We start from the raw sequence: 21,774 nt of genomic DNA, 5'->3' as shown, positions 1-21,774 counted from the left end.
TCAGGCGCTTTTCGCAAGGGGCTGCTTGGCCCGGGCCAGGCCCAGGTTCAGGCGCTTGAGCAGCTCAAGGGGTGACTCTTGCAAGGCCATCACCACCGCTGTGGTGGCCGCCAGTTGCAAGCGTTCGCCCTGTTGCCGGGTCTTGTGGGCCAGGCTCTGCACCGCGTGTTGCAACTCCAGCGCCAGGCCCTGGGCCTGGCGCTCGCCGGTGTTGGGCAGCAGCACCACAAAACGATCGCCTGCCAGGCGGCACAACAGGTCCTGGCGGCGCAGGTTGAGCAACAGCACATGGCTGACCGCCTGTAGCACCGCATCACCCTCGGCATGCCCGTAGGCCTGGTTGATGGCGGCGAAGTTGTCCAGGTCCAGGGCCAGCAGCGACAACGGTTGTTGCTGCTCTTGGCTGTCGCGCAGGCTGTCGGCGAGTTGGCGCTTGAGGTAGTCGGCTCCGGCCAGGGGCGTGAGCTTGTCGAACAGCCGGTGCTCGCGAAACAACCGCTCGCGTTTTTCCATCTGCGCGCTGATCGCCAGTTGTTCGTGGTGCCAGTGGTAGATACCGATCGTCAGCAGGATCATGCCCACCGGCATGGGCCCTGACTCCAGCCAGTGATCCCAGGAGATGCTGTCAGGCAGGCGGATGAATTCGTCGAGGCTGTCGATCCACCAGGAAAAAAAGATGCACGACAGCCCCAGTGCCAGGTATTGGGTGACCCGTCCGGCGGGGCGGCTTTTCAACACCAGGCCCAGCCAGATCAGCGCGAGCAGCGCCGAACCGCCTTCGCCGATGATATCCAGCCACACCCATTCGCTGACGCTTTTGAGCTCGCCGCAGGCCAGGTGCAGGAGCAGTCCGAGGTTGGCGGCGATCAGTAGCAACGCGAGTTTCCAGCGGTGGGGTTTGAGCACGGAAAACATGGCCACGGGTCCTTGGGCGAATGAGTAATGGGCGCCAGCACAGCAGATGGATGTGACGGTTGGATGACGGGGTGGGAGGGTCGAATCAGCTCATGCCCTCGGTGCATTTTTCAGCTGAACACGGACCCCATGTGGGAGCTGGCTTGCCTGCGATGACGGCCTCTCAGCCGCCCCATATCTACCTGACACCCCGCAATCAAACTGTGGGAGCTGGCTTGCCTGCGATGACGGCCTCTCAGCCGACACCTATCCACCTGACCCCCACCATCCAACTGTGGGAGCGGGCTTGCTCGCGAAGGCGGCCTGGCAGTCAGCACAGTTGGATTGTGTACATATCCATTGCTGCGGTAACGGCCACTTAGGGTTCCGCTCTGACAGCGGGTCACTTTTGGAAGGACCCAAAAGTAACCAAAAGGTCCTCGCCCCACCACTCGGCACCTCGCTTAGGCTCGGTGTGCCCGTAATCCGTCAGTGATTTAGGGGGCCGCCGCCACGCGCCATCCATGGTGCGGGGCGGCTAAACCGGCATCCCTGCCGGTTTACCCCCCAAATCACTGTCGAATTCCGGCCAGCGTGGTTTAACGGGGCGCCTGAGATCAAAAGCAGATCAAGAGCAAGATCAAGAGCGGCTCGCTTCGCATCGTAGTTACCGTCGACCGCCTTCGCAGGCAAGCCAGCTCCCACCTCTGACCGAGGTCATTTCAGCTCATTTGAACCCTCCACACGCTTGTAAACTCCGCTTTGGCGGGCTCTGCCCGCAACCCTGTCACAGAACCGTCACGCCCCACCCCTAGCGTGCCCTCCCAGTTGCCGGGCCTCTTGCCTGGCGCCAACGGATTCTTGGGGAGGGTTTCATGTACAAGCGCACCGGGCTCGTCAGCTTTACGCTTACCGCCTTGGCCCTGGCGATAGCCTGCGAGCGGGTCAATGCCGCCGAAGCGGCCACCACCGAGCATGTCGATGTGGTCGGCCAAGCCGCTGCGATCGACAGCGCCCTCAAGGAGCAGCGTTCTTCCGATAGCATCAAGAGCGTGGTGCATGCCGATGGCGTCGCGCAGTTGCCGGATGAGAACGTTGCCGAGGCGGTGCAGCGCTTGCCGGGCATCAGTGTTGAGCGTGACCAGGGCGAGGGGCGCTTTGTGAGCGTGCGCGGCCTGGGCCCGGATCTCAACAGCGTGACCATCAACGGCACCCTGGTGCCCTCGCCCGAGAGCGAGCGCCGTGCCGTGGCCCTGGATGTTCTGCCTTCGGAGCTGGTGCAGTCGTTGTCGGTGATCAAGACGCTCACACCGGACATGGACGCCAACTCCCTGGGCGGCACTGTTGATGTGAAGAGCCTGTCGGCGTTCGATCACAAGGGCCTGTTCTACACCGGCAGCACTGAGGCCAGCTACGACAAGAACACGCACCAGACCAGCCCGAAATTCTCCGGCGCCGCCAGTAACCGGTTCAGCCTCGGCGACGGTATCGACAACTTTGGCGTGGCGGCGGCGCTCAGTTGGCAGAAGCGTGATTTTGGCTCGGACAATGTCGAAACTGGCGGCGCCTGGGACTTCACTAACGGCGCCCGGCTCAACGAATTCGAGCAGCGCGACTATGACATCAGTCGTGAACGCGCCGGTGGCGGCCTTAACTTCGATTACAAGCCCGATGACGTGAGCAGCTACTACCTGCGCACGCTCTACAGTCGCTACAAAGACACCGAAACCCGCAACGCCGCCAGCCTAGAGTTCGCTGACCCGCAAGCGCCCGGCGAATTGGGCGAAGCCGAGGGCAAACGCAAGCTCAAGAACCGCGAGGAAACCCAGCAAATCCAGTCCTACGTATTGGGCGGTGAACGTATGCTCGGCCTGTGGACCCTGAGCGGCCAGGCCGGGTACAGCCGTTCCAGCGAAGACAGCCCGGGGCATATTGCCGGTGCGACTTTCGATGGCGGTGACTTTGCCGACAGCGGCTTCTACGACAAGTCCATGCCGCGCCCGATCGTTGGCAGTGGTTTTTACGACCCCGCCAATTTCAGCCTCGACAAAGTCGACTGGGAAAAACAGCACACCCAGGACACCGAGAAGAACCTGCGCCTGGACCTGGCCCGCGACTATGACCTGCGCGGTTACGCATCCCAGTTCAAGTTCGGCGGCAAGGTCAGCCGGCGCCACAAGGACAATGACCTGGAGGCCTGGGTCTACAAGGACCTGGATGAACAGGGCTTGAGCGACGAACAACTCAACCTTACGCAGTTCCAGAAGGGCAACGTCGACTACCGTCTCGGCCGCTTTGGCCCAGGCATCAGCGCAGGCAATATCCGCCAGTTGATCGGTGGCCTCAATCGCGATGACTTCTATGACCCGACCGAATCCAGGGTCAACGACTTCACGATCCGCGAAGACATCAACGCCGGCTACCTGATGAACACCGTCGATATTGACGACTGGCGCTTCATCGCCGGCATGCGTTACGAGGGTACTGAGTTCGAAGCCAAGGGCACCGGCGCCACGGACGGCCAGTTCAGCGCCACCGAGACCAAACGCCGTTATCACCATTGGCTGCCGAGCTTGCATGCGCGCTACCAGATTGACAAGAACACCCAAGTGCGCGCCGCCTGGACCAAATCGGTGGTGCGTCCGACCTTTGGCCAACTGGCCCCAGGTTTTGTGATCGACGATGACGAAGCCACCTTCGGCAACCCGGACCTCAAGCCGCTGGAATCGAGCAACCTGGACCTGGGCATTGAGCATTTCATGGGCCGCGCCGGTACCGTCTCGGCCTTCGTGTTCTACAAAGACATCCAGAACTTCGTCTACAACACCGACGTGGCCGGTACCGGTGCCTGGGCCAACTTCGCCGAGGCGCACACCTTTGCCAACGGTGACAGCGCCAAACTCTATGGCCTGGAGTTGGCCTATTCACAGAAGTTCGACTGGCTGCCTGCGCCATGGAACGGCTTGATGATCGGCGCCAACAGCACCTTCAGCCGTTCCAGCGCGGACATCGAGGGCTTCGACAGCGCCAGCGGGCGCAATCGCAAGCGCAACATCAGCCTGCCCAACCAGTCAGACACGGTCGGCAACCTGATGCTCGGTTGGGAGGACGACACACTCAGCCTGCGCCTGTCGGCCAATTACAAATCGGCCTATTTGTACGAGTTGGCGTCGATCAATGACAAGGCCCATGACCTGCACGTCGACGCGCAAACCTTCGTCGATTTCAGCGCGCGCTACTCACTGACCAAAAACCTGCAGGTCAGCTTCGAGGCACAGAACCTCACCGACGAGTCGTACTTCGTCTACACCGGCCACCGTAGCTACAACGGCCAGTACGAAGAGTACGGCCCCACCTACAAGCTGGGCCTGACCTTCACCCATTTCTAACCCCAACCCCCTGTAGGAGCGAGCTTGCTCGCGAAAAACCTCAGCGATAACGCGGGTCGCCTGAATGAACGCGGCGCCTGTGCGTTTTTCGCGAGCAAGCTCGCTCCTACAGGGCATCAGGGCAAGCCGTCCCAAACGGGATCTCTATTGTTTTCGAAGGATTGTCTGTTCATGAGAATTTCCAAGCTGTGCCTGCTGGTTGCGTTGATAACCAGCGGCAATGCGTTCGCGACCGAGCTGGCGTTGACCCCTTGGGCACCCAGCCTGAATGCCCAAGCCGTGGCCTTCCTGCCCGGCGGCACCCAGCGCGTGGCCGCCAGCGCCCGCGACGGCCTGTTGTTGCTCGACGCTAAAGGCGCCGAACTGGCCCGGTTCAAGGGCCGTTTCAGTAGCCTCGACACCCGCGCTGCCGGCACTCAATCGCTGATCGCCAGCCTCGACAACGACCGCCAGCAGGCCTTGCTGATCGGTCTGGATGGCGCCGGCAAAACCTGGGGGGCGCCGCTGTACCTGCCGACCCGCGACTTTGCGGTAAATAGCCTGTGCCTCTATCGCGATGCGGCGGCCAACCTGTTTGTGTTCCTGGTCGGTGAAGAGGGCAAGGGCGAGCAGTGGCTGGTGGGCAATGGTTCGACCCTGCTGGCCCAGGCGCAGCGTGTTCGCAGCCTGCCACTGCCGCCATCGGCGCAGTACTGCCAAGTGGATGATGCGGCCGAACGATTGGTGGTGAACGAGCAAAACGTCGGCTGGTGGGCCTACCCGGCGCACCCGGAAGCGGAGGTGAAGCGCACGCCCATGGCGCTGTTCGACGACCCCGCGCGCGAAGCAGGCGCCATGGCGCTGGTGCCGGGGGGGATGCTCGCGCTGGACCCGAAAACCGCGCAGTTGCAGCTGTTCCAGCAAGTCGGGGAGCGTTGGGTGGGGCAATCCAGCCTGGCCTTGCCGGGGCTCAAAGAACCGGAGCAACTGGTGATCCAGGGCCGGCAGGTGCTGGTGCGGGACGACGACAGCGGCCAGCTGTATCAGGCCCGCCTCGACTGGCAGGCCACGCCGGCGCCGGTTGCCCCGGTGCTGGCGCAAGTCGCCGCACTGCGCCAGACCGAACCCGTGGGTCGCCAAGGCGACGCGGCGGATGACCCGGCCATCTGGATTCACCCTGAAACGCCGGCCAAGAGTCGTGTGCTGGGGACCAACAAGAAACAGGGCCTGCTGGCCTACGATCTCGACGGCAAGTTGCTGCAGGAGCTGGCAGTGGGGCGTCTGAACAATGTCGACCTACGCCCAGGCTTCAAACTGGGTACGCACACCGTCGACCTGGCCGTGGCGAGTAACCGCGACCGCAACAGCCTGAGCCTCTTCAGCATCGACCGTCAGAGCGGCGAGCTGCGTGAAGCCGGTGAGGTTCCCACGCCACTCAAGGACATCTATGGCATCTGCCTGTTTCAGCCCGCCAGCGGCGAGCTTTACGCGTTTGCCAATGACAAGGACGGCACCTTCTTGCAATACCGCCTGAGTGCACCGGCTGGCCGTGTGCAGGGCGAGTTGGTTCGCCAGTTCAAGGTCGATAGCCAACCCGAGGGCTGTGTGGCCGATGACCAGCGCCAACGCTTGTTCATCGGTGAGGAAGATGTCGGCGTGTGGGCGCTGGATGCCCGTGCCGAGCAACCGGCCACGCTCACTTCGGTGATCAAGGTCGGCGCGCAACTGCATGCGGACGTCGAAGGCCTGGCGCTGTATCAAAGCCCCGCACGGGATTACCTGTTGGTCTCCAGCCAAGGCAATGACAGCTACCTGGTGCTGGACGCCGAGCCACCATTCGCTGTGCGCGGCGCCTTGCGCGTTGGCCTCAATGCGGCCGCCGGCATTGATGGCGCCTCGGAAACCGATGGCCTGGAGGTCACTGCCGTCAACCTCGGCGGGCCCTGGAGCCAGGGCATGCTGGTGGTGCAGGACGGGCGCAAGCGCATGCCCGAGCAAGCCCAGAACTTCAAGTTCGTGCCCTGGGCCGAGGTGAGCCGCGCGTTGAAATTACCTTGAGCTGTCATCACGCAGTCATCCGTTTTTAATCGAATAGGAGCTTCACCATGCACGCGACGATGGAACATATGACGATCTGGAGTTTGATCAGCGACGCCAGCCTGTTGGTCAAGGCCGTGATGGTCACTTTGCTGTTGGCGTCCTTGCTCAGCTGGTACCTGATCATTCAGCGCAGCGGTGTGCTGCGTGGCCTGGAGCGGCAGCTCAACGGCTTCCTGGCGCGCTTTCGCGTGGCGTCGGACCTGCAGCCCTTGTATCGCGAAACCGTGCAGGCAGGCGAGGGCGGTGTGGCGCCGATCTTTATTGCCGGCATGCAGGAATACCAGCATCTGCACCACCACGATCCGGCCGTGATCGAGGGTGTGGAGCGCGCCTTGCAGGTAGCGATCACCGAGCAGGAACTGGAGCTGGAAAAGGGCCTGCAATTTCTGGCGACGGTGGGGTCGGTCAGCCCCTATATCGGTCTGTTCGGGACTGTGTGGGGCATCATGAATTCATTCCTCGGCTTGTCCCAGGTACAACAGGCCACGCTGTCGACCGTGGCACCGGGTATTGCCGAAGCCTTGATTGCCACCGCCATTGGCCTGTTTGCGGCGATTCCGGCAGTGATCGCCTATAACCGTTTCGCGGCACGCAGCCAGACCTTGCTCACGCGCTACTACGCTTTTGGCAATGAGCTGCAAGTGCACCTGCACCGCACGCTATGCGGTACCTCGAACAATCTGGCCGTGGCCGCCTGAATAAGGAGCAAAGCGATGTTGACCAGGCCGCAACGCAAGCACGGGCCCAAGGCCGAGATGAATGTGGTGCCCTACATCGACGTGATGCTGGTGCTGCTGGTGATCTTCATGGTCACCGCGCCCATGCTCACCCAGGGTGTGAAGATCGAACTGCCCAAGGTCGCCGCCGAGGCGCTGGCCACCGATACGCGCCAGCAGATCCTGACGTTATCGGTGAAGGCCGACGGTGGCTACTACTGGAACCTGGGGGGCGAGCTGAATACCCGCCAGCAGACCGACAGTGCGGTGACGCTGGAAGAAATGAGCGTCAAGGTCATGCAGGTGGTGGCGGCGCGCAGCGATACCCAGGTGTATATCCGTGCTGACGACACTGCCGGTTACGGCCGTGTGGTGGCGGCCATGGCGGTACTGCAGAAGGGCGGTGTCAGCAACCTTGGGCTCGTCACCGAGGCCCCACAATGACAGCGATGAGCATGCGCAGTCCGGCACTGGCCTTGGCGCCCAACGGCGATGGTTTCTGGCGCAAAAGCCTGGCAGCGAGTCTGGCCGTGGCGCTGCATGGTGCGGTGGCAGTGGCGTTGATGCTGGGCTGGTCAACGGAGCGACCAGGGGTGGATGCGCCACGGGTGATGCACACGCAGTTGGTGGTTTTACCAGCGCCGGCACCGGCGCCGACGCCTGAACCCGTCGCTGCCGCGCTGCCAGAACCTGTTGCGATTCCGGTACCGACCAAACCGGTGGTCGATCCGCAGGTCCAGGCGCAAAAGCTCGAGAAAGCCGCCCTGGCGCGCAAGCGGGTGGAAGAAAAGAAACTCGAGCAACAACAGCAGCGCATGGCGACCGAGCAGCGCAATCGTGAGTTGGAACAGCAACGCCTGAGCCAGGCGCGTGCCGCTGCGGAAAAAGCCCGAGCCGCCGTGCCTGCGCCTACCCCAGCATTCGACAGCCGCCAGTACCAGCCCTTGAGCAAGGCCGCCCCGGACTACCCCGAACGCGCCCTGGACAAGAACATCGAAGGCGACTGTTCAGTGGAGTACACCGTCAACACCCAGGGGCACGTGGAAAACCCCAAGGTGCTGGACGGCTGCCATCCGTTGTTCATTCGGCCGTCATTGGCCGCGGCCAATACTTTTCGCTACCAGCCGAGAATCGTTGATGGCAAGGCTGTTGCCGTACCGGCGGTGCGCAATACCTTCCACTACCGCATCAAATGAGTTTCTCCTGGCGGTGGTTCAGTTAAAGATGCAGTGACTGACACACCGCCTTCGCGAGCAAGCTCGCTCCCACAGGGGATCTGCGCCGGGCGCTGATTTTGTGGGCAATACATGATTAATGTGGGAGCTGGCTTGCCTGCGAAAGCGGTGGTTCAGTTGAAGATTCAGTGACTGACACACCGCCTTCGCGAGCAAGCCCGCTCCCACAGGGGATTGGTGCCAGGCGCTGATTTTGTGGGCAATACATGATTAATGTGGGAGCTGGCTTGCCTGCGAAAGCGGTGGTTCAGTTAAAGATGCAGTGGCTGACACACCGCCTTCGCGAGCAAGCCCGCTCCCACAGGAGATCTGTGCCAGGCGCTGATTCTGTGGGCAATACATAGCCAATGTGGGAGCTGGCTTGCCTGCGAAAGCGGTGGTTCAGTTGAAGATTCAGTGACTGACACACCGCCTTCGCGAGCAAGCCCGCTCCCACAGGGGATTGGTGCCAGGCGCTGATTTTGTGGGCAATACATGATTAATGTGGGAGCTGGCTTGCCTGCGAAAGCGGTGGTTCAGTTAAAGATGCAGTGACTGACACACCGCCTTCGCGAGCAAGCCCGTTCCCACAGGAGATCTGTGCCAGGCGCTGATTCTGTGGGCAATACATAACCAATGTGGGAGCTGGCTTGTCTGCGAAAGCGGTGGTTCAGTTGAAGATTCAGTGACTGACACACCGCCTTCGCGAGCAAGCCCGCTCCCACAGGGGATTGGTGCCGGGCGCTGATTTTGTGGGCAATACATAACCAATGTGGGAGCTGGCTTGCCTGCGAAAGCGGTGGTTCAGTTGAAAATTCAGTGACTGACACACCGCCTTCGCGAGCAAGCCCTCAAGCATTCGCTAGGTTACTTAACTCAAGGCCCGCCACATACCGTTCCAGATTAGCCAGGAATGTGTCTGCAACTTCCTCCTTGCTGCGGGTCGAAATAGCCGAAGTATGCGGCGACAGCCGTACCCTCGGATGGCTGTACAGCGGGTGCCCTTCGGGCAGGGGCTCTGGCTCGGTGACGTCGAGGGACGCCAGGCCGATCTGGCCGTTATCCAGCGCGTGCAACAGCGCTTGCTGATCAAGCAGGCCACCGCGGGCGATATTGATCAGGTGCAGCCCCGGCTTGGCGCTGGCCAGTACCTTACGATCGATGATATGCCGCGTTGCTTCCGTCAGGGGGGCCGCCACCACCAGGTGATCGGCGCGGGCAAACAGGTCGTGGATGTTGTTGGCCGCTTCCACGCCATCGAGGCCGAACGGCGTTGTGCTTTGACGCAGCGCCACGACCTTGAGCCCCAGTGCCAGGGCCTTTTGCGCCAGGCTTGCGCCAATCGCGCCAAAGCCCAAAAGGCCCAGTGTGGTGCCTTTGAGCGGGCGCAGCGCGGTGAACTGCCATTGGGCATCCTTTACCCAGATATCCGGCAAATGCTTGGACGCGGCAAAGATCGCCGCCAGGGCGAACTCGGCCAGGTTATCGGCGGCGCTGCCGCGGGAAGTGGTCACGGGTGGGCCGTTGAACAGCCACCGAGGATAGAAGTCGATACCCGACGACACCAGGTGCACCCACTGTGCGCCGTAGGGCCAGCCCGGTGGCGGGGTGTCGGGGGCGATGTAGCCACGCACATTGATCGGGCGCAGCAGCAGGATATTGGCGTGGGGCGGCAAGTCACTGGGCACACCGACCGGCACGCCGATTACCTGGGCGTGGGGGTGCAGTGGCGCAAGACGCTCACGGATCACCTGGTTGAAGTCTTCGTCCAGTTGGCTGGCAATAATCACCTGGCTCATGTGCGTTCCTGTTGGCGCTGGTTGAACACCGCTTTGCCGACGCCTTGCAGTACGGCGTCATTTTGCGGAGTGTGGACGCGGCTGCACAGCACATCGCGGTAATGCCGTTGCAGTGGGCTATGGCGTGACAGGCCAGGGTTGCCCGAGGCTTCGATGGCCAGCTCGACCGCACGGATTGCATTGCCGGTCACCAGGTACTTCACCTGTGCGGCATTGGCCGTTGGCGTGTGGCCCGCGGCGGCAGTGTCGAGCAGGCTGCGGTTGGCAAACAGCAACGTGTCGATATGGCCGACGGTCTCCTGAAAACGCGGCAGGGTGGACAATGCAGCGCCGAGATTTGACGGCTTGCGCTCGTCCAGCCAGTGCACCAGCCAGTCCCGTGCCGCCTGAGCCACGGCGTCGTACACCGACGACAGCAACACCGACATCCACAGGAAACCTTCGCCATCCAGCTCCGCTTGCGGGGCGCTCCAGGGGCTGACACTGACCGCATGGTCCTGGGGCACCAGAACGTTGTCGAGCACCACCTCATGGCTACAGGTGGCGCGCATGCCCAAGTGATCCCAGGTGTCGATGATGCTGACGCCGGGGCTGGCCTTGGGCACCAGCCAGGCGCCTACCAGCGGGTCGGCGTCGTCGCTGCGCGCCCACACGCTGAACCAGCTCAGGCCATGGCTGCCGGTGGAGTAGAGCTTGCGCCCACTGATACGCCAGCCGTCGGCGGTGCGCACCGCGGTGGTGGCCGGCAAACCGCCACGGGCCGGGGTGCCCAGGTCGGGTTCGACACGCAGGGCATTGATCAGCGCGCCGTTTTGCACCGCCTCTTGCGCGACCTGCACGCGCAGGTGTGCGGGCCAACTCTGGCTGTCTTGCAGGCGTGCGTGTTGCAGGTACTGCATCACCAGGATCAATGCCGTGGACGGTTCGCCCTTGGCGATGGCGCTGATGACCTTGCGCGCCTGGACCAGGCTGGCGCCACCGCCGCCAAGTTTCTTCGGCACGGTCAGGGCGATGAGGTGGTGTTGGTGTAGAAGTTTGAAATTGGCGTGGGGGAAGGCGCCGCTTTCGTCATAGAGGTGCGCGGTACTGGCCAGCTCGGCGCTGAGGTGGTCAAGCAGGGCGTCGAAATCGACGGCTTCCACAGCCTTGAGAGACGGTTGAGTCATAAGTCTGTACTCGGTCAAAAGTGTGGCAGGGCGGCAAGCCCTGAACACCTGTAGGAGCGAGCTTGCTCGCGAAAAACTCAAAGGCGTCGCGTGTATTCAGGAAGTACGCGTTATCGTTGGCATTTTTCGCGAGCAAGCTCGCTCCTACAGGGGAGGGCCTTCAGGCCAGGGCTTGTTCGGTGGCTTCAATCACGCTGTAGCGGTTCGCTGGCACCTCCAGGCCGAGGTTGTCGCGCAACGTATGGCCGCTGTACTCGGTACGGAACAACCCCCGCTGTTGAAGCACCGGCACCACCAGCTCAGTGAAATACTGCAAGCCATCCGGCAGCACCGAATTGATGATGAAACCATCGCTGGCGCCGCGCTCGAACCAGGTCTGGATCGCGTCCGCGACCTGTTCCGGGGTGCCGACAAAGTCGCGCTGGGGCCGCGAGAAACGCAGGGCCACTTCGCGCAGGGTCAGGCCTTCGTCACGGGCCAGTTGCTTGATACGCTCGGAGCCACCTTTCTGGCTGTTGGCGCCCAGGTCGCCCAGTTCGGGGAAGGGCGCATTCAGCGGGTACTGGCTGAAATCATGGTCGTTGAACGGCCGGCCGAGGGCGACGATGGCGTCTTCCACCGTGACCAGCGCCACGGCTTGCTGGTAGCGGCTTTCCACTTCGGCCGCATCACGCCCGACAATCGGGCGAATGCCAGGCAAAATCGACAGGCTGTCCGGGGCGCGGCCAAAGCGCTTGGCGCGGCGTTTCAAGTCGGCGCTGTAGGCCTTGCCCTCGTCGATAGTGTCCACATGCACGAAAATCGCATCGGCGTTTTCAGCGGCAAAGTTACGCCCATCCTCCGAAGTGCCCGCCTGGAAAATCGCCGGTTGGCCCTGGCGCGAACGCGCGATGTTCAGCGGGCCTTTGACCGAGAAGAATTCGCCCTTGTGGTTAAGCGCATGCAACTTGCCTGGGGTGAAGAATTCGCCGCTGTGTTTGTTATAGGCAAAGGCATCGTCCTCCCAGGAATCCCACAGACCCTTGACCACATTCAGGTGTTCCTTGGCGATGCGGTAGCGCACGGCATGGGGCGGGTGCTCGGCCTTGCCGAAGTTATCGGCGGTGCCACTCAGCCATGAGGTGACCACGTTCCAGCCAGCGCGGCCGCCGCTGATATGGTCCAGCGAAGCGAACTGGCGTGCCACCTGGTAAGGCTCGGTGTAGCTGACGGTCACGGTGGCGACCAGGCCGATGTGAGTTGTCAGCGCGGCCAGGGCCGAGAGGATCGTCAGCGGCTCAAAGCGGTTGAGGTAATGGGGGCTGGACTTGGGGTGGATATGCAGGCTGTCGGCGATGAACACGAAGTCGAACCGGGCGGCTTCGGCCAGTGCGGTCTGCTGCTTGTAGAAGCCGAAATTGGTGCTGGCGTCGGGTTGTGCCTGCGGGTGGCGCCATTCGCCCCAACCGTGGCCGACGCCGTGCACCATGGCACCGAGTTTCAATTGACGTGGCTTGCTCATGTTCTGCTCCTTAGCGCGAGGCTTGTTCGAGGGGGATACGCTGGGCGTTGAAGCTGGAATCGAAGCCCTGGGAGACGTCGATGTGTTGGCTCAGCAGGCCTTCTTTTACATAGGTGTCGGCGGTGGCTTGCAGGCCGTGGATCACCGTATCGTCAATCGTGACGGGCGACAGATGAGTGTCCTTGGCCACTTCGATATGCACGGCCAGTGGCAGGCCAGTGATCTTGGCCTGGGCAGCGGCGTATTGTTCGGGATGGGTATTGGCCCAGGCGTAGGCGCGATCAATGCGGGCGACAAAGTCGTCCAGTTGCACGCGCTTGTCGGCAATGGCTTGGCCTGTGGCGGCGAAGTACAGGTGATTGCTCAGCAGGTGCTTGCCGCTGACCAACACACGAGCATCGCTTTGTGAGGTGACCACGGTGGTGTAAGGGTCCCATGTCGCCCAGGCATCGGCGGTGCCGTTGTCGAGTACCAGCCGGGATTCGGCGGGCAGCAGGAAGATGAACTGCACATCCTGGGTGGTCAGCCCGGCATCGTTCAGGGCCTTGATCGCCAGGTAATGCCCGATGGAGCCGCGCCCGGTGACGATTTTCTTGCCCTTGAGATCGGCCGCGGTCTTGATCGGTGAATCCTTGGGCACCAGCAGCGCGGTGGTATTACGGCCTTCGGCATGGATGATGCTGATCACCTTGATCGAGGCACCGGCGCCGAGGGCGAACACATAAGGGGCATCGCCCAGGGCGCCGACATCCACGGCACCGGCATTCAGCGCTTCGCCCAGGGGCGAGGCCGAGGGGAATTCCGACCATTTGATCTCGTAGGGCACGTTCTGGCTTTCGCCCGAGGCTTCCAGCAGCGCCTTGATCGTGGATTTCTGGTTGGCCACGCGCAGCGGTTGCAGGTCGCTAGCCTGGACGGTAGAAAGCAGGCCCAAGGCGAGGGCAGCGCCCAGCAATAGGCGTTTGAATGGAATGGCGTACAGCATGGGCAAAACTCCAGGCGTTAGGTAAAGGAAAGTACCTCCGCCTGGAGAAGGGGTCGGTTGAGCGAAACGGTGCGGCGGTGAATCAGATCACGTAGAAACCATGGGTGCCGTCGCGGGCCAGTTGTTCCACGAGGCCGAACTCCCAATCCAGGTAAGCCTGCATGGCTTCCCGTGGGTTGTCGGTGCCTTCGTAAGGGCGGCGGTAGCGGTCAATACGCGGGGACGCCAGGTGGCTTTCGCCTGACTCAAGGGGCAGTTGCGCCTGGATCCAGCCGGCCGTGCCGTCCTGCAGCAAAAAGACCGGCTTGCCGGTGAGCGCCTCGACTTCCGGCACCGCCAGGCGCGCCAGTTGGCTGCTGCCGCAGGTCAACACATAGCGCTGGGCGCTCGGTACCTTGGCCAGAGCCTCTGGCAGTTGCGCGCGCAGCACCCACCAGGCGCCGGGGATATGACGTTTCACGTAGTTGGCGCTGGCGGTGAAGTCCAGCACCAGGGTGTCGCCATGGCCGAGCCAGTCGGCAAGGGTGTGGGGGCTGATCAGTTCGGCCTGGGGCGGTTGCGGTACTGGCGCGACCCATGCCCCGCGCTCGCTGAAGTGCTCCGCTTGCAGGTCATCCAATACGTACACCTGCCAGCCCAATTGGGCCAGCCATGACGCGGACATATTGGCGCGCACGCCGTCGTCATCCACCAGTACCAGGCGCGCACCGCGCACACTGGCAACGTGGTCGGTTTCCTGCACCAGTTGCCCGCCCGGGGTGGCGCGGGCGCCCGGCAGGTGGCCGGCTTCGAATTCTTCTACGGTGCGCACATCGAACAGGTAAGTGGTGCGTGTCGCGTCCTGTTGCCAGCGCTGCAGATCATTGAGGGTGGCACGTTTTACCGAGGCTTTGTCGGCAACACCACGGGCCTCTTGGGCGGCGAGCTGGCGATGGTTTTCCGAGGTCGGCGCAAAGCGGCGCGCCTGCCCATGGGCGAGGGTCTGCCCGGCCAAGGTCCAACCGATGGTGCCGTTGCGCAGGGCCGCCACCGGGTTGGGGAGGCCGGCATTGATCAACGACTGGGTGCCGATAATGCTGCGAGTGCGCCCGGCGCAATTGACGATGATGCGCGTGGCCGGATCGGGCGCCAGCTCACGGGCGCGCAACACCAACTCGGCCCCCGGCACGCTGATGCCCGTGGGGATGCTCATGGTCTGGTATTCGTCGAAACGCCGTGCATCGAGCACCACCACATCGGCCTGGCTGTCGAGCAAGGCCTGGACCTCTTCGGCGGCCAGGGACGGCGTGTGGCGCTGGCTCTCCACCAGTTCGCCAAACGCCTTGCTCGGTACATTGACGTCGATAAACAGCTCGCCACCGGCCCGGCGCCAACCGTCCAGCCCACCCTCCAGCAGGCTGACCTGGGTGTAGCCCAGTGCAACCAGGCGTTCGGCGGCGCGGTGGGCCAGCCCTTCGCCGTTGTCGTACAGGGTGACCTGGGTATCGCGGCGTGGAATGCGCGCGTACACCTCCAGTTCCAGCTTGGACAAGGGGATATTCGCGGCGAACAGCGGGTGGGCCTCGGCAAAAGGGGCTTCCTCACGCACGTCGATCAGGGCGACTTCTTCGCGTGCCAACAGGGCCTGGCGAAGCTGCGCAAAGCTGCGGGTCGATAGGGTGGTCATAGGGCAGGGCTCTTTTCTTTGGACAGGTCCCAGATGTTCGGGAGATAGGCGTTGGAATAACCGGAGATAAACAGTTTTTCGCTGCCGTCGGGTTGATACACCGCCCGGCGCACCGCGCCGATATTGGCGCCGTATACGTGGATGCTGATGGACACCTGGTCGTCGTGGGCATTGCTGACCTGATGGATATCGCCGACCTTGGGCGACACCGCCTCGACCTGGCCGGGCAGCAATTGCACGGGTTCGCCTTGCGCTACCAGGCTGCCGCCCGACGCCCGGGCAAACCCCTGGGAAAACTCCGCCCCGCGCAACATGCCGATCAGTCCCCACACCCTGTGGTCATGAATCGGCGTGCGTTGCCCCGGCCCCCACACAAAGCTGACCACGCTGAAGCGCTGGCGCGAATCGGCATGCAGCAAAAATTGCTGGTAGCGCTCGGGGTCGGGCTGGGCGAATTCGTCGGGCAGCCAATCATCGTGGCTGACCAGTTGCGCCAGCAGCTTGCCGCCACGGTGCAGCAGGTCGCCTTCACGCGGGTTGCCGTCGATCAATTCCGCCAGGGCGCCTATGAAGGCTCTGAGTCTCTCGGGGTGTCGGGCCTGGGTCATGACCATTCCATCGGGCTGTTGGTGTTCCTTTATCTAAGCATAATGTTTATTTTTAATATGCTATTTTTTAATGATTAGCTTATAGCTGAAGGTAATTTAGAACCGGTTTGAATAGCGTTAGACGTTATTGATTGCAGGGTGGGCTATCCAGACCTGTGTGCGGCCACTATGCTTCACGCACATCTTAATGACTGATCTGTATGTGCGGCCCAAATGAAAATTGACGATATCGATGCCTTTGTCGAAGTGATTCGTTGCCAGTCCATCAGCCATGCCGCCGCGTCGTTGCAGCTGACCCAGCCAGCCATCACCCGCCGCGTGCAGAACTTCGAGCAGGCCCTGGGGGTGGAGTTGTTCGACCGCAACACCAAGCCCCTCAAGCCGACGCTGATCGGTACCCGTGTCTATGAGCAATGCCGGTTGATCCTGCGCGAGATGGATGCCCTGCGCGAACTGGTGGCCACCGATGCTCCGCCCACCGGCGTGCTGCGCCTGGGTGTACCGCAGACCATCGGCGATGTGGTGCTGCTGGACGCGCTCAAGCACCTGCGCAGCGAATACGCCGACTTGCGCGCCCAGGTTGCCACCGGTTGGGGCAGCCAATTGGTCGGCAAGATCGAACGCGGCGAACTGGATGCGGCGGTGGCGTTGTTCCCTGCGGGCAAGATCTTCCCGGACAACCTGGTGGGTGAGTCCATCGGCAAGATGGAGTTGGTGGTGGTGTGTGCCAAGGCGCAGTTGCCGAAGAAACCGTGCAAGCTGGCGGACGTGTACCAGAGCGGTTGGATCCTCAACCCGGACGGCTGCGGGTTTCGTGCGGGGTTGCAGCGCACCTTGTCTGACCAGGGCCTGGCGCTGCGGGTGAACCTGGAAACCTTTGGCACTGAACTGCAACTGGGGCTGGTGGCTGATGGCCTCGGCCTTGGCCTGGTGCCACGTCCGTTGCTGGAACGCAGTGCTCATCGCGAGCACCTGGCGGCGATGCCTCTCAAGGACTTCAAACCGGTGATGGATTTGTGGCTGATCTATCCGCATTTTCTCGGCAACCTGCAAGGGCCGGTGGATGCGTTTGGTCAATGGGTGGCGGATGCTTTGCACAAGATTCGCAGCGCTGCCTGACGTCCTCCCAGCCGACGCCTATCTACCTGACACCCCGCGAATCAAATGTGGGAGCTGGCTTGCCTGCGATGACGGCCTCCCAGCCGACACCTATCTACCTGACGCCCCACAATCCAACTGTGTGGGCTTGCTCGCGAAGGCGGCCTGACAGTCAACACAGTTGGATGGTGTACATATCCATTGCTGCGGTAACGGCCACTTAGGGTTCCGCCCTGACGGCGGCTCACTTTTGAACAGCGCAAAAGTAAGCAAAACGCTCTTGCCCCACCACTCGGCACCTCGCTTAGGCTCGGTGTGCCCGTAATCCGCCAGTGATTTGGGGGGCCGCCGCCACGCGCCATCCATGGCGCGGGGCGGCTAAACCGGCATCCCTGCCGGTTTACCCCCCAAATCCCTGTCGAATTCCGGCCAGCGTGGTTTGACGGGGCGCCTGAGATCAAAAGCAAGATCAAGAGCGGCTCGCTTCGCATCGTGGTTACCGACTCCAGATGGCCGGCTTGCCCTTTTTGTAGGAGCGAGCTTGCTCGCGAAAAAACGCTCAGGCGCCGCGTTCATTCAGGAAGACCGCGTTATCGTTGACGTTTTCGCGAGCAAGCTCGCTCCTACACAGGGTTGCATCACTGCACGTCCACTCGCTGCACCTGCAGCCCTAACTGTTCATACGCCTGCACATCCGGCGCGTCCCACTCGGTAATCAACGTATGAATACGGCTGCACGGCGCAACCACAAAGGGTTCCACTGCGCCGAGCTTGTCTGAGGTGGTCACGGCGATGACGTGGGACGCGCTGTCGAGCAAGGCTTGCTTGACGGCCACTTCACCAAAGTGCAGCGAGGTGATGCCCACTTGCGGGTGCAGTGCGCAAACCCCTGTGAATAACAAGTCGGCCTTCACGCTCTGGATCAGGCGCACCGCTTCATGGCCGCCGGTGGAGAGGGTGGCTGGGTTGAGTTGGCCGCCGGCCAGGATGATCTTCACGTGCGGATGGTCGGCCAGGGCGATGGCGATCATCGGTGAGGGGGTGACCACGGTAAGGTGCAGTGCAGGGGGCAAGCACTGCGCGATCTGCAAGGTGGTGGAGCCGGAATCGAACAGCACGATCTGGCCGTCTTCAACCCGGCCAGCGGCCACGCGTGCGAGGTGGCGCTTGACCTCGTTGGTCTCGCCGACACGGGTAAAGAAATCCTTGCCGGTATCCTTGGGCCGGGGCAGGGCGCCGCCGTGTACGCGTTGCAACAGGCCGGCGGCGGCGAGTTCGCCGAGGTCGCGGCGGATGGTGTCCTGGGACACGGCGAAATGCTCGACCAACTCGGAGGCGGTGACCTTGCCGTCGCGTTCCAGCAACAACAGAATCTTCTGCTTGCGCAGGGAAGGCAGGTCGATGGCTTGATGGGTGTTTTGCATGTTTATGCGCTTTATTGCGGGTTTGTGCGAGATTAATCGCCAGCTCATCTAAACGCAACGGCTGGTTGCCCACGCGCCGGCCGGTTACTCTCTGTGTTCAGTTCAGGGAGAGGTGACCCGATGCCGTTGATCACAACCATCGAAGACTTACGCAAGCTGGCGCAAAAGCGTGTGCCCCGCATGTTCTACGACTACGCCGATTCCGGCTCCTGGACTGAGAGCACTTACCGCGCCAACGAAACGGATTTTGCACGTATCAAATTCCGCCAACGGGTGGCGCGCAATATCGACGAGCGTTCGATCCGCGCCAGCATGATCGGCCAGGACATGGCCATGCCCGTAGCGTTGGCGCCGACTGGCCTGGCGGGCATGCAGCATGCCGATGGCGAAATCCTCACTGCCCGTGCCGCTGCTGCGTTCGGGCTGCGCTACACCTTGTCGACCATGAGTATCTGTTCGCTGGAAGACATCGCCGAGCATGTCGGCCAGCCGTTCTGGTTCCAGCTATATGTGATGCGCGACCGCAGTTTTATCGAGCAGTTGATCGAGCGCGCCAAGGCTGCCGGGGTGGATGCATTGGTGCTGACCCTGGATTTGCAGATTCTGGGGCAGCGCCACAAGGACTTGATCAACGGCCTGTCCGCGCCGCCCAAGCTGACCCTGCCGAACATTCTCAACATGATGACCAAGCCGCGCTGGGTGATGGGCATGCTGGGTACTCAGCGGCGCGGCTTTGGCAATATTGTCGGGCATGTGAAGGGCGTGGCCGACATGAGTTCGCTGTCGTCGTGGACCGCCCAGCAGTTTGACCCGCGCCTGAGTTGGGACGATGTGGCGTGGATCAAAAAGTGTTGGGGCGGCAAGCTGATCATCAAGGGCATTCTCGATGTGGAGGATGCACGCTTGGCGGCCGATTGCGGTGCCGATGCGTTGGTGGTGAGCAACCACGGTGGCCGTCAGCTCGATGGCGCGCCGTCGAGCATCAGCCAATTGCCGGCGATTGTCGAAGCCGTGGGCAACCGCATTGAAGTGTGGCTCGATGGGGGGATCCGTTCCGGCCAGGACGTGCTCAAGGCCGTGGCACTGGGCGCCAAGGGCACCATGATCGGCCGCCCGCATTTGTATGGGTTGGGGGCGATGGGCGAGGCGGGCGTGACCAAGGCGCTTGATATCATCGCCCGCGAACTGGACGTGTCCATGGCGCTCTGTGGCTATAAGGATATACGCGAGGTGAATCGCGAAATCCTGTTGCCCGGTACCTTTCCTGGAAGCACGGCTTGAGCAAAAAAAACGCAAAAATATAAAAAGAGTTGTCCACGAAAACCGTGGGTATCTCTGTGGATAACTTTGCGAAGGCCCGACAGCGTTGGAGATTTCCGCGAAGATCATTATTTGATCAACTTGCATTTCGGGCCAACATGGCCAGGGTTTGCGCTTGACAGCCAAGCGCGAACCCAGTGCCGAAAAGCGAATTTATGAGGCGTTATCGCGGCCTGTGGAGTGTGTCACCACCTGGGCGGGCATCTTTGTGCGCATCAGGTTTTCCAGCGCCTGGCCGTAACTGCGCCCGGCCAGGTTCATGCTGTTGTTGTGGCTGGCGCCTGGCACCAGCAACAGGTGCTTGGGTTGCTGGGCGGCTTCGAACAACTGCTGGCTGAAACGCGGCGGTACGTAGCGGTCGTCGAGGCCGTGGACCACCAGCAGCGGCATGTGGATGTCGGCAATCTTGTCGATGGAATCGAACTTCTGCGACAGCAACCAGCGCACCGGCAATGAGGTGTTGGCAACGGCCGTGGCGACATCCGCCAGGGAGGTGAACGTGGACTCGATCACCAGCCCACGCACCGGCAATGGCACCTGCTTGCCCAACTCGGCAGCGAGGTCGATGGCGACCGCGCCACCCAGGGAGTGCCCGTAGATCAGACGTTTGCCGGGGTCTGGTTGCAGGGTCTGGAAACGTTCCCAGGCAATGCGCGCGTCCTCGTACACCGTGGCTTCCGAGGGCAGGTCGCCCTGGCTTTGGCCAAAGCCGCGATAGTCGATGGCCAGGACCGAAAAGCCCAGGGCATGCAATTGCTCGATGCGAAACAATTGGCCCGTGAGGTTCCAGCGTACTCCGTGCAAGTAGAGGATAGCGGGCGCGTCTTTGTTGGCTGCCGGGTACCACCAGCCATGAATGTTTTGCCCTGCTTTGAAACTGGCGGGCTTGAGTTCAAATTCCTGCACCGCCTTGGGCAGGCCGGTGTACCAGCCGGCGGTTCCCGGCTCGATGCGAAACACAAGTTCGCGCTCCTTGTGTTGCAACACGGCGCAGCCGACCGGCAGGCCGACAATCAACACGGCCATGCACAGCCAGACAAGCCAGCGCAGGCCCCGGCGGGGCATAGAAACAGAAGACATGAAGGTTCCAGAGCAAAGATGAAGCACGGGTTTTACCAGATGGCCTGGGCGGGTAGGCATTAATGCGACGGCCGTGACGGATGAAAGTGTTACAGCATTGAACAATCCTCGCGCGGGTTGATAGGGTGGACGGCTCGAACCTGCCCTACCTGCAAAGGCCCACACATGAACAACAGCCCCGTGCGCATCACCGCCGAAGAAACCCTCTCGGACAACTGGTACCTGCTGAAGAAATACAGCTTCGACCTGCGCCGTCGCGACGGCAGTTGGCAAGCCCAGACCCGCGAGGTGTATGACCGGGGCAACGGTGCCACCATCCTGTTGTACAACCGCGAACAACGCACGGTGTTGCTGATTCGCCAGTTCCGCATGCCCACGTTCGTCAACGACTACCCCGGCTACCTGATTGAAGCGGCAGCCGGTTTGCTCGACAACGCCAGCGCCGAAGAGCGCATCCGCCTGGAGGCCGAGGAAGAGACCGGCTATCGCGTGGGGCATGTGGAAAAGATCTATGCGGCGTTCATGAGCCCGGGATCGGTGACGGAGCGGATTCACTTTTTTATCGGTGAATACCAGCCAGGCGACCGAGTGGGGGCGGGTGGTGGCCTCGAAGAAGAGGGCGAGGATATCGAGGTACTGGAGCTGGGCTTCGAGCAGGCGCTGGCGATGGTGCAGAGTGGGGAGATTGTGGATGGCAAGACGATTATGTTGTTGCAGCATCTGGAGGTGCGGATGTTGAAAGAGGGGTGGTGAGGCGCCTACACAACTTTGTGGGCTGTAGCAGCAGACGGTAACCACGATGCGAAGCGAGCCGCTCTTGATCTTGATCTGCTTG

Annotated in this window: 17 protein-coding genes; 8 read left to right on the top strand and 9 right to left on the bottom strand. The window is 62.0% G+C overall.

The genetic code is table 11. The features are described from left to right. Positions 1–915: a GGDEF domain-containing protein gene (locus N2A98_RS14700; RefSeq protein WP_044269586.1), complete on the bottom strand. Its 915-nt coding sequence runs from the start codon at positions 913–915 to the stop codon at positions 1–3. Positions 916–1,769: 854 nt separating this feature from the next. Here N2A98_RS14700 and N2A98_RS14695 point away from each other — a divergent pair. The 5 genes from N2A98_RS14695 (at position 1,770) to N2A98_RS14675 (ending at position 8,274) form a co-directional block, all read left to right on the top strand. Further along, on the top strand, positions 1,770–4,283 hold the full coding sequence (locus N2A98_RS14695; protein WP_275622203.1) for a TonB-dependent receptor: 2,514 nt from the start codon (positions 1,770–1,772) through the stop codon (positions 4,281–4,283). 171 nt (positions 4,284–4,454) lie between these two features. Next, on the top strand, positions 4,455–6,320 hold the full coding sequence (locus N2A98_RS14690; protein ID WP_275622202.1) for a phytase: 1,866 nt from the start codon (positions 4,455–4,457) through the stop codon (positions 6,318–6,320). Between the two features lie 47 nt (positions 6,321–6,367). Further along, the gene (gene tolQ, locus N2A98_RS14685) at positions 6,368–7,060 is read left to right on the top strand and encodes a protein TolQ (RefSeq protein ID WP_047711082.1); all 693 of its coding nucleotides are present in this window, start codon (positions 6,368–6,370) and stop codon (positions 7,058–7,060) included. A 15-nt stretch (positions 7,061–7,075) separates the two neighbouring features. Then, on the top strand, positions 7,076–7,522 hold the full coding sequence (tolR, locus tag N2A98_RS14680) for a protein TolR (protein WP_275622201.1): 447 nt from the start codon (positions 7,076–7,078) through the stop codon (positions 7,520–7,522). Next, a complete protein-coding gene (locus N2A98_RS14675; RefSeq protein ID WP_047711080.1) occupies positions 7,519–8,274 on the top strand; it encodes an energy transducer TonB in 756 nt (251 codons plus the stop codon). Before tolR ends, N2A98_RS14675 begins: the two co-directional genes overlap by 4 nt. 869 nt (positions 8,275–9,143) lie before the next feature. Here the strand turns inward: N2A98_RS14675 and N2A98_RS14670 are convergent. The 6 genes from N2A98_RS14670 to N2A98_RS14645 all read right to left on the bottom strand — a co-directional run bounded on the left by N2A98_RS14670 (position 9,144) and on the right by N2A98_RS14645 (position 16,017). Beyond that, a complete protein-coding gene (locus N2A98_RS14670) occupies positions 9,144–10,091 on the bottom strand; it encodes a D-isomer specific 2-hydroxyacid dehydrogenase family protein (RefSeq protein ID WP_044270765.1) in 948 nt (315 codons plus the stop codon). Beyond that, entirely contained in the window at positions 10,088–11,257 is a 1,170-nt protein-coding gene (locus N2A98_RS14665) for an acyl-CoA dehydrogenase family protein (RefSeq protein WP_047711078.1), read from the bottom strand. The genes N2A98_RS14670 and N2A98_RS14665 overlap by 4 nt, the downstream gene beginning before the upstream one ends. Before the next feature lie 160 nt (positions 11,258–11,417). Further along, a complete protein-coding gene (locus N2A98_RS14660; protein ID WP_275622200.1) occupies positions 11,418–12,758 on the bottom strand; it encodes an LLM class flavin-dependent oxidoreductase in 1,341 nt (446 codons plus the stop codon). A 10-nt stretch (positions 12,759–12,768) separates the two neighbouring features. Continuing rightward, positions 12,769–13,743 (bottom strand): ABC transporter substrate-binding protein, encoded by a 975-nt coding sequence (locus N2A98_RS14655; protein WP_275622199.1) that lies wholly within the window; start codon positions 13,741–13,743, stop codon positions 12,769–12,771. An 82-nt stretch (positions 13,744–13,825) separates the two neighbouring features. Continuing rightward, positions 13,826–15,409 carry a rhodanese-related sulfurtransferase gene (locus N2A98_RS14650; RefSeq protein WP_275622198.1) on the bottom strand — a complete coding sequence of 528 codons (1,584 nt, stop codon included), beginning with the start codon at positions 15,407–15,409 and terminating at the stop codon, positions 13,826–13,828. Next, positions 15,406–16,017, bottom strand: a complete 612-nt coding sequence (locus tag N2A98_RS14645; protein ID WP_044270771.1) for a cysteine dioxygenase — start codon at positions 16,015–16,017, stop codon at positions 15,406–15,408. Before N2A98_RS14645 ends, N2A98_RS14650 begins: the two co-directional genes overlap by 4 nt. Before the next feature lie 213 nt (positions 16,018–16,230). Between N2A98_RS14645 and N2A98_RS14640 the strand changes: the two genes are divergently transcribed. Beyond that, complete coding sequence (locus N2A98_RS14640; protein WP_032896831.1) at positions 16,231–17,136, top strand: LysR family transcriptional regulator; 906 nt, start codon at positions 16,231–16,233, stop codon at positions 17,134–17,136. Between the two features lie 617 nt (positions 17,137–17,753). On the opposite strand, the gene N2A98_RS14635 is transcribed toward N2A98_RS14640, so the two are convergent. Continuing rightward, complete coding sequence (locus N2A98_RS14635; RefSeq protein WP_044270773.1) at positions 17,754–18,539, bottom strand: DeoR/GlpR family DNA-binding transcription regulator; 786 nt, start codon at positions 18,537–18,539, stop codon at positions 17,754–17,756. Positions 18,540–18,659: 120 nt separating this feature from the next. Here N2A98_RS14635 and N2A98_RS14630 point away from each other — a divergent pair, with 120 nt between their 5' ends. Further along, positions 18,660–19,820, top strand: coding sequence for an alpha-hydroxy acid oxidase (locus tag N2A98_RS14630; protein ID WP_069559003.1), 1,161 nt, complete (start codon positions 18,660–18,662; stop codon positions 19,818–19,820). Positions 19,821–20,012: 192 nt separating this feature from the next. Here N2A98_RS14630 and N2A98_RS14625 read toward each other — a convergent pair whose 3' ends face one another. After that, positions 20,013–20,939 carry an alpha/beta hydrolase gene (locus N2A98_RS14625; protein WP_275622197.1) on the bottom strand — a complete coding sequence of 309 codons (927 nt, stop codon included), beginning with the start codon at positions 20,937–20,939 and terminating at the stop codon, positions 20,013–20,015. Positions 20,940–21,104: 165 nt separating this feature from the next. On the opposite strand from N2A98_RS14625, the gene N2A98_RS14620 reads away from it, so the two are divergent. Continuing rightward, complete coding sequence (locus N2A98_RS14620) at positions 21,105–21,692, top strand: NUDIX domain-containing protein (protein WP_034135859.1); 588 nt, start codon at positions 21,105–21,107, stop codon at positions 21,690–21,692. Positions 21,693–21,774: the final 82 nt, after the last annotated feature.

The organism is Pseudomonas sp. FJ2-5-13 (genome assembly GCF_029201605.1).
In the GTDB taxonomy this organism is placed as follows: domain Bacteria; phylum Pseudomonadota; class Gammaproteobacteria; order Pseudomonadales; family Pseudomonadaceae; genus Aquipseudomonas; species Aquipseudomonas lactis.
The sequence above is the reverse complement of the archived record's forward strand: the minus strand, read 5'-3'. Positions and strand labels throughout refer to the sequence as shown.

Excerpts from the sequence above, each read along its gene's own strand:
- N2A98_RS14700 (WP_044269586.1), bottom strand. The coding sequence starts at position 915 with ATGTTTTCCGTGCTCAAACCCCACCGCTGGAAACTCGCGTTGCTACTG.
- N2A98_RS14695 (WP_275622203.1), top strand. The coding sequence starts at position 1,770 with ATGTACAAGCGCACCGGGCTCGTCAGCTTTACGCTTACCGCCTTGGCC.
- N2A98_RS14690 (WP_275622202.1), top strand. The coding sequence starts at position 4,455 with ATGAGAATTTCCAAGCTGTGCCTGCTGGTTGCGTTGATAACCAGCGGC.
- tolQ (WP_047711082.1), top strand. The coding sequence starts at position 6,368 with ATGCACGCGACGATGGAACATATGACGATCTGGAGTTTGATCAGCGAC.
- tolR (WP_275622201.1), top strand. The coding sequence starts at position 7,076 with ATGTTGACCAGGCCGCAACGCAAGCACGGGCCCAAGGCCGAGATGAAT.
- N2A98_RS14675 (WP_047711080.1), top strand. The coding sequence starts at position 7,519 with ATGACAGCGATGAGCATGCGCAGTCCGGCACTGGCCTTGGCGCCCAAC.
- N2A98_RS14670 (WP_044270765.1), bottom strand. The coding sequence starts at position 10,091 with ATGAGCCAGGTGATTATTGCCAGCCAACTGGACGAAGACTTCAACCAG.
- N2A98_RS14665 (WP_047711078.1), bottom strand. The coding sequence starts at position 11,257 with ATGACTCAACCGTCTCTCAAGGCTGTGGAAGCCGTCGATTTCGACGCC.
- N2A98_RS14660 (WP_275622200.1), bottom strand. The coding sequence starts at position 12,758 with ATGAGCAAGCCACGTCAATTGAAACTCGGTGCCATGGTGCACGGCGTC.
- N2A98_RS14655 (WP_275622199.1), bottom strand. The coding sequence starts at position 13,743 with ATGCTGTACGCCATTCCATTCAAACGCCTATTGCTGGGCGCTGCCCTC.
- N2A98_RS14650 (WP_275622198.1), bottom strand. The coding sequence starts at position 15,409 with ATGACCACCCTATCGACCCGCAGCTTTGCGCAGCTTCGCCAGGCCCTG.
- N2A98_RS14645 (WP_044270771.1), bottom strand. The coding sequence starts at position 16,017 with ATGACCCAGGCCCGACACCCCGAGAGACTCAGAGCCTTCATAGGCGCC.
- N2A98_RS14640 (WP_032896831.1), top strand. The coding sequence starts at position 16,231 with ATGAAAATTGACGATATCGATGCCTTTGTCGAAGTGATTCGTTGCCAG.
- N2A98_RS14635 (WP_044270773.1), bottom strand. The coding sequence starts at position 18,539 with ATGCAAAACACCCATCAAGCCATCGACCTGCCTTCCCTGCGCAAGCAG.
- N2A98_RS14630 (WP_069559003.1), top strand. The coding sequence starts at position 18,660 with ATGCCGTTGATCACAACCATCGAAGACTTACGCAAGCTGGCGCAAAAG.
- N2A98_RS14625 (WP_275622197.1), bottom strand. The coding sequence starts at position 20,939 with ATGTCTTCTGTTTCTATGCCCCGCCGGGGCCTGCGCTGGCTTGTCTGG.
- N2A98_RS14620 (WP_034135859.1), top strand. The coding sequence starts at position 21,105 with ATGAACAACAGCCCCGTGCGCATCACCGCCGAAGAAACCCTCTCGGAC.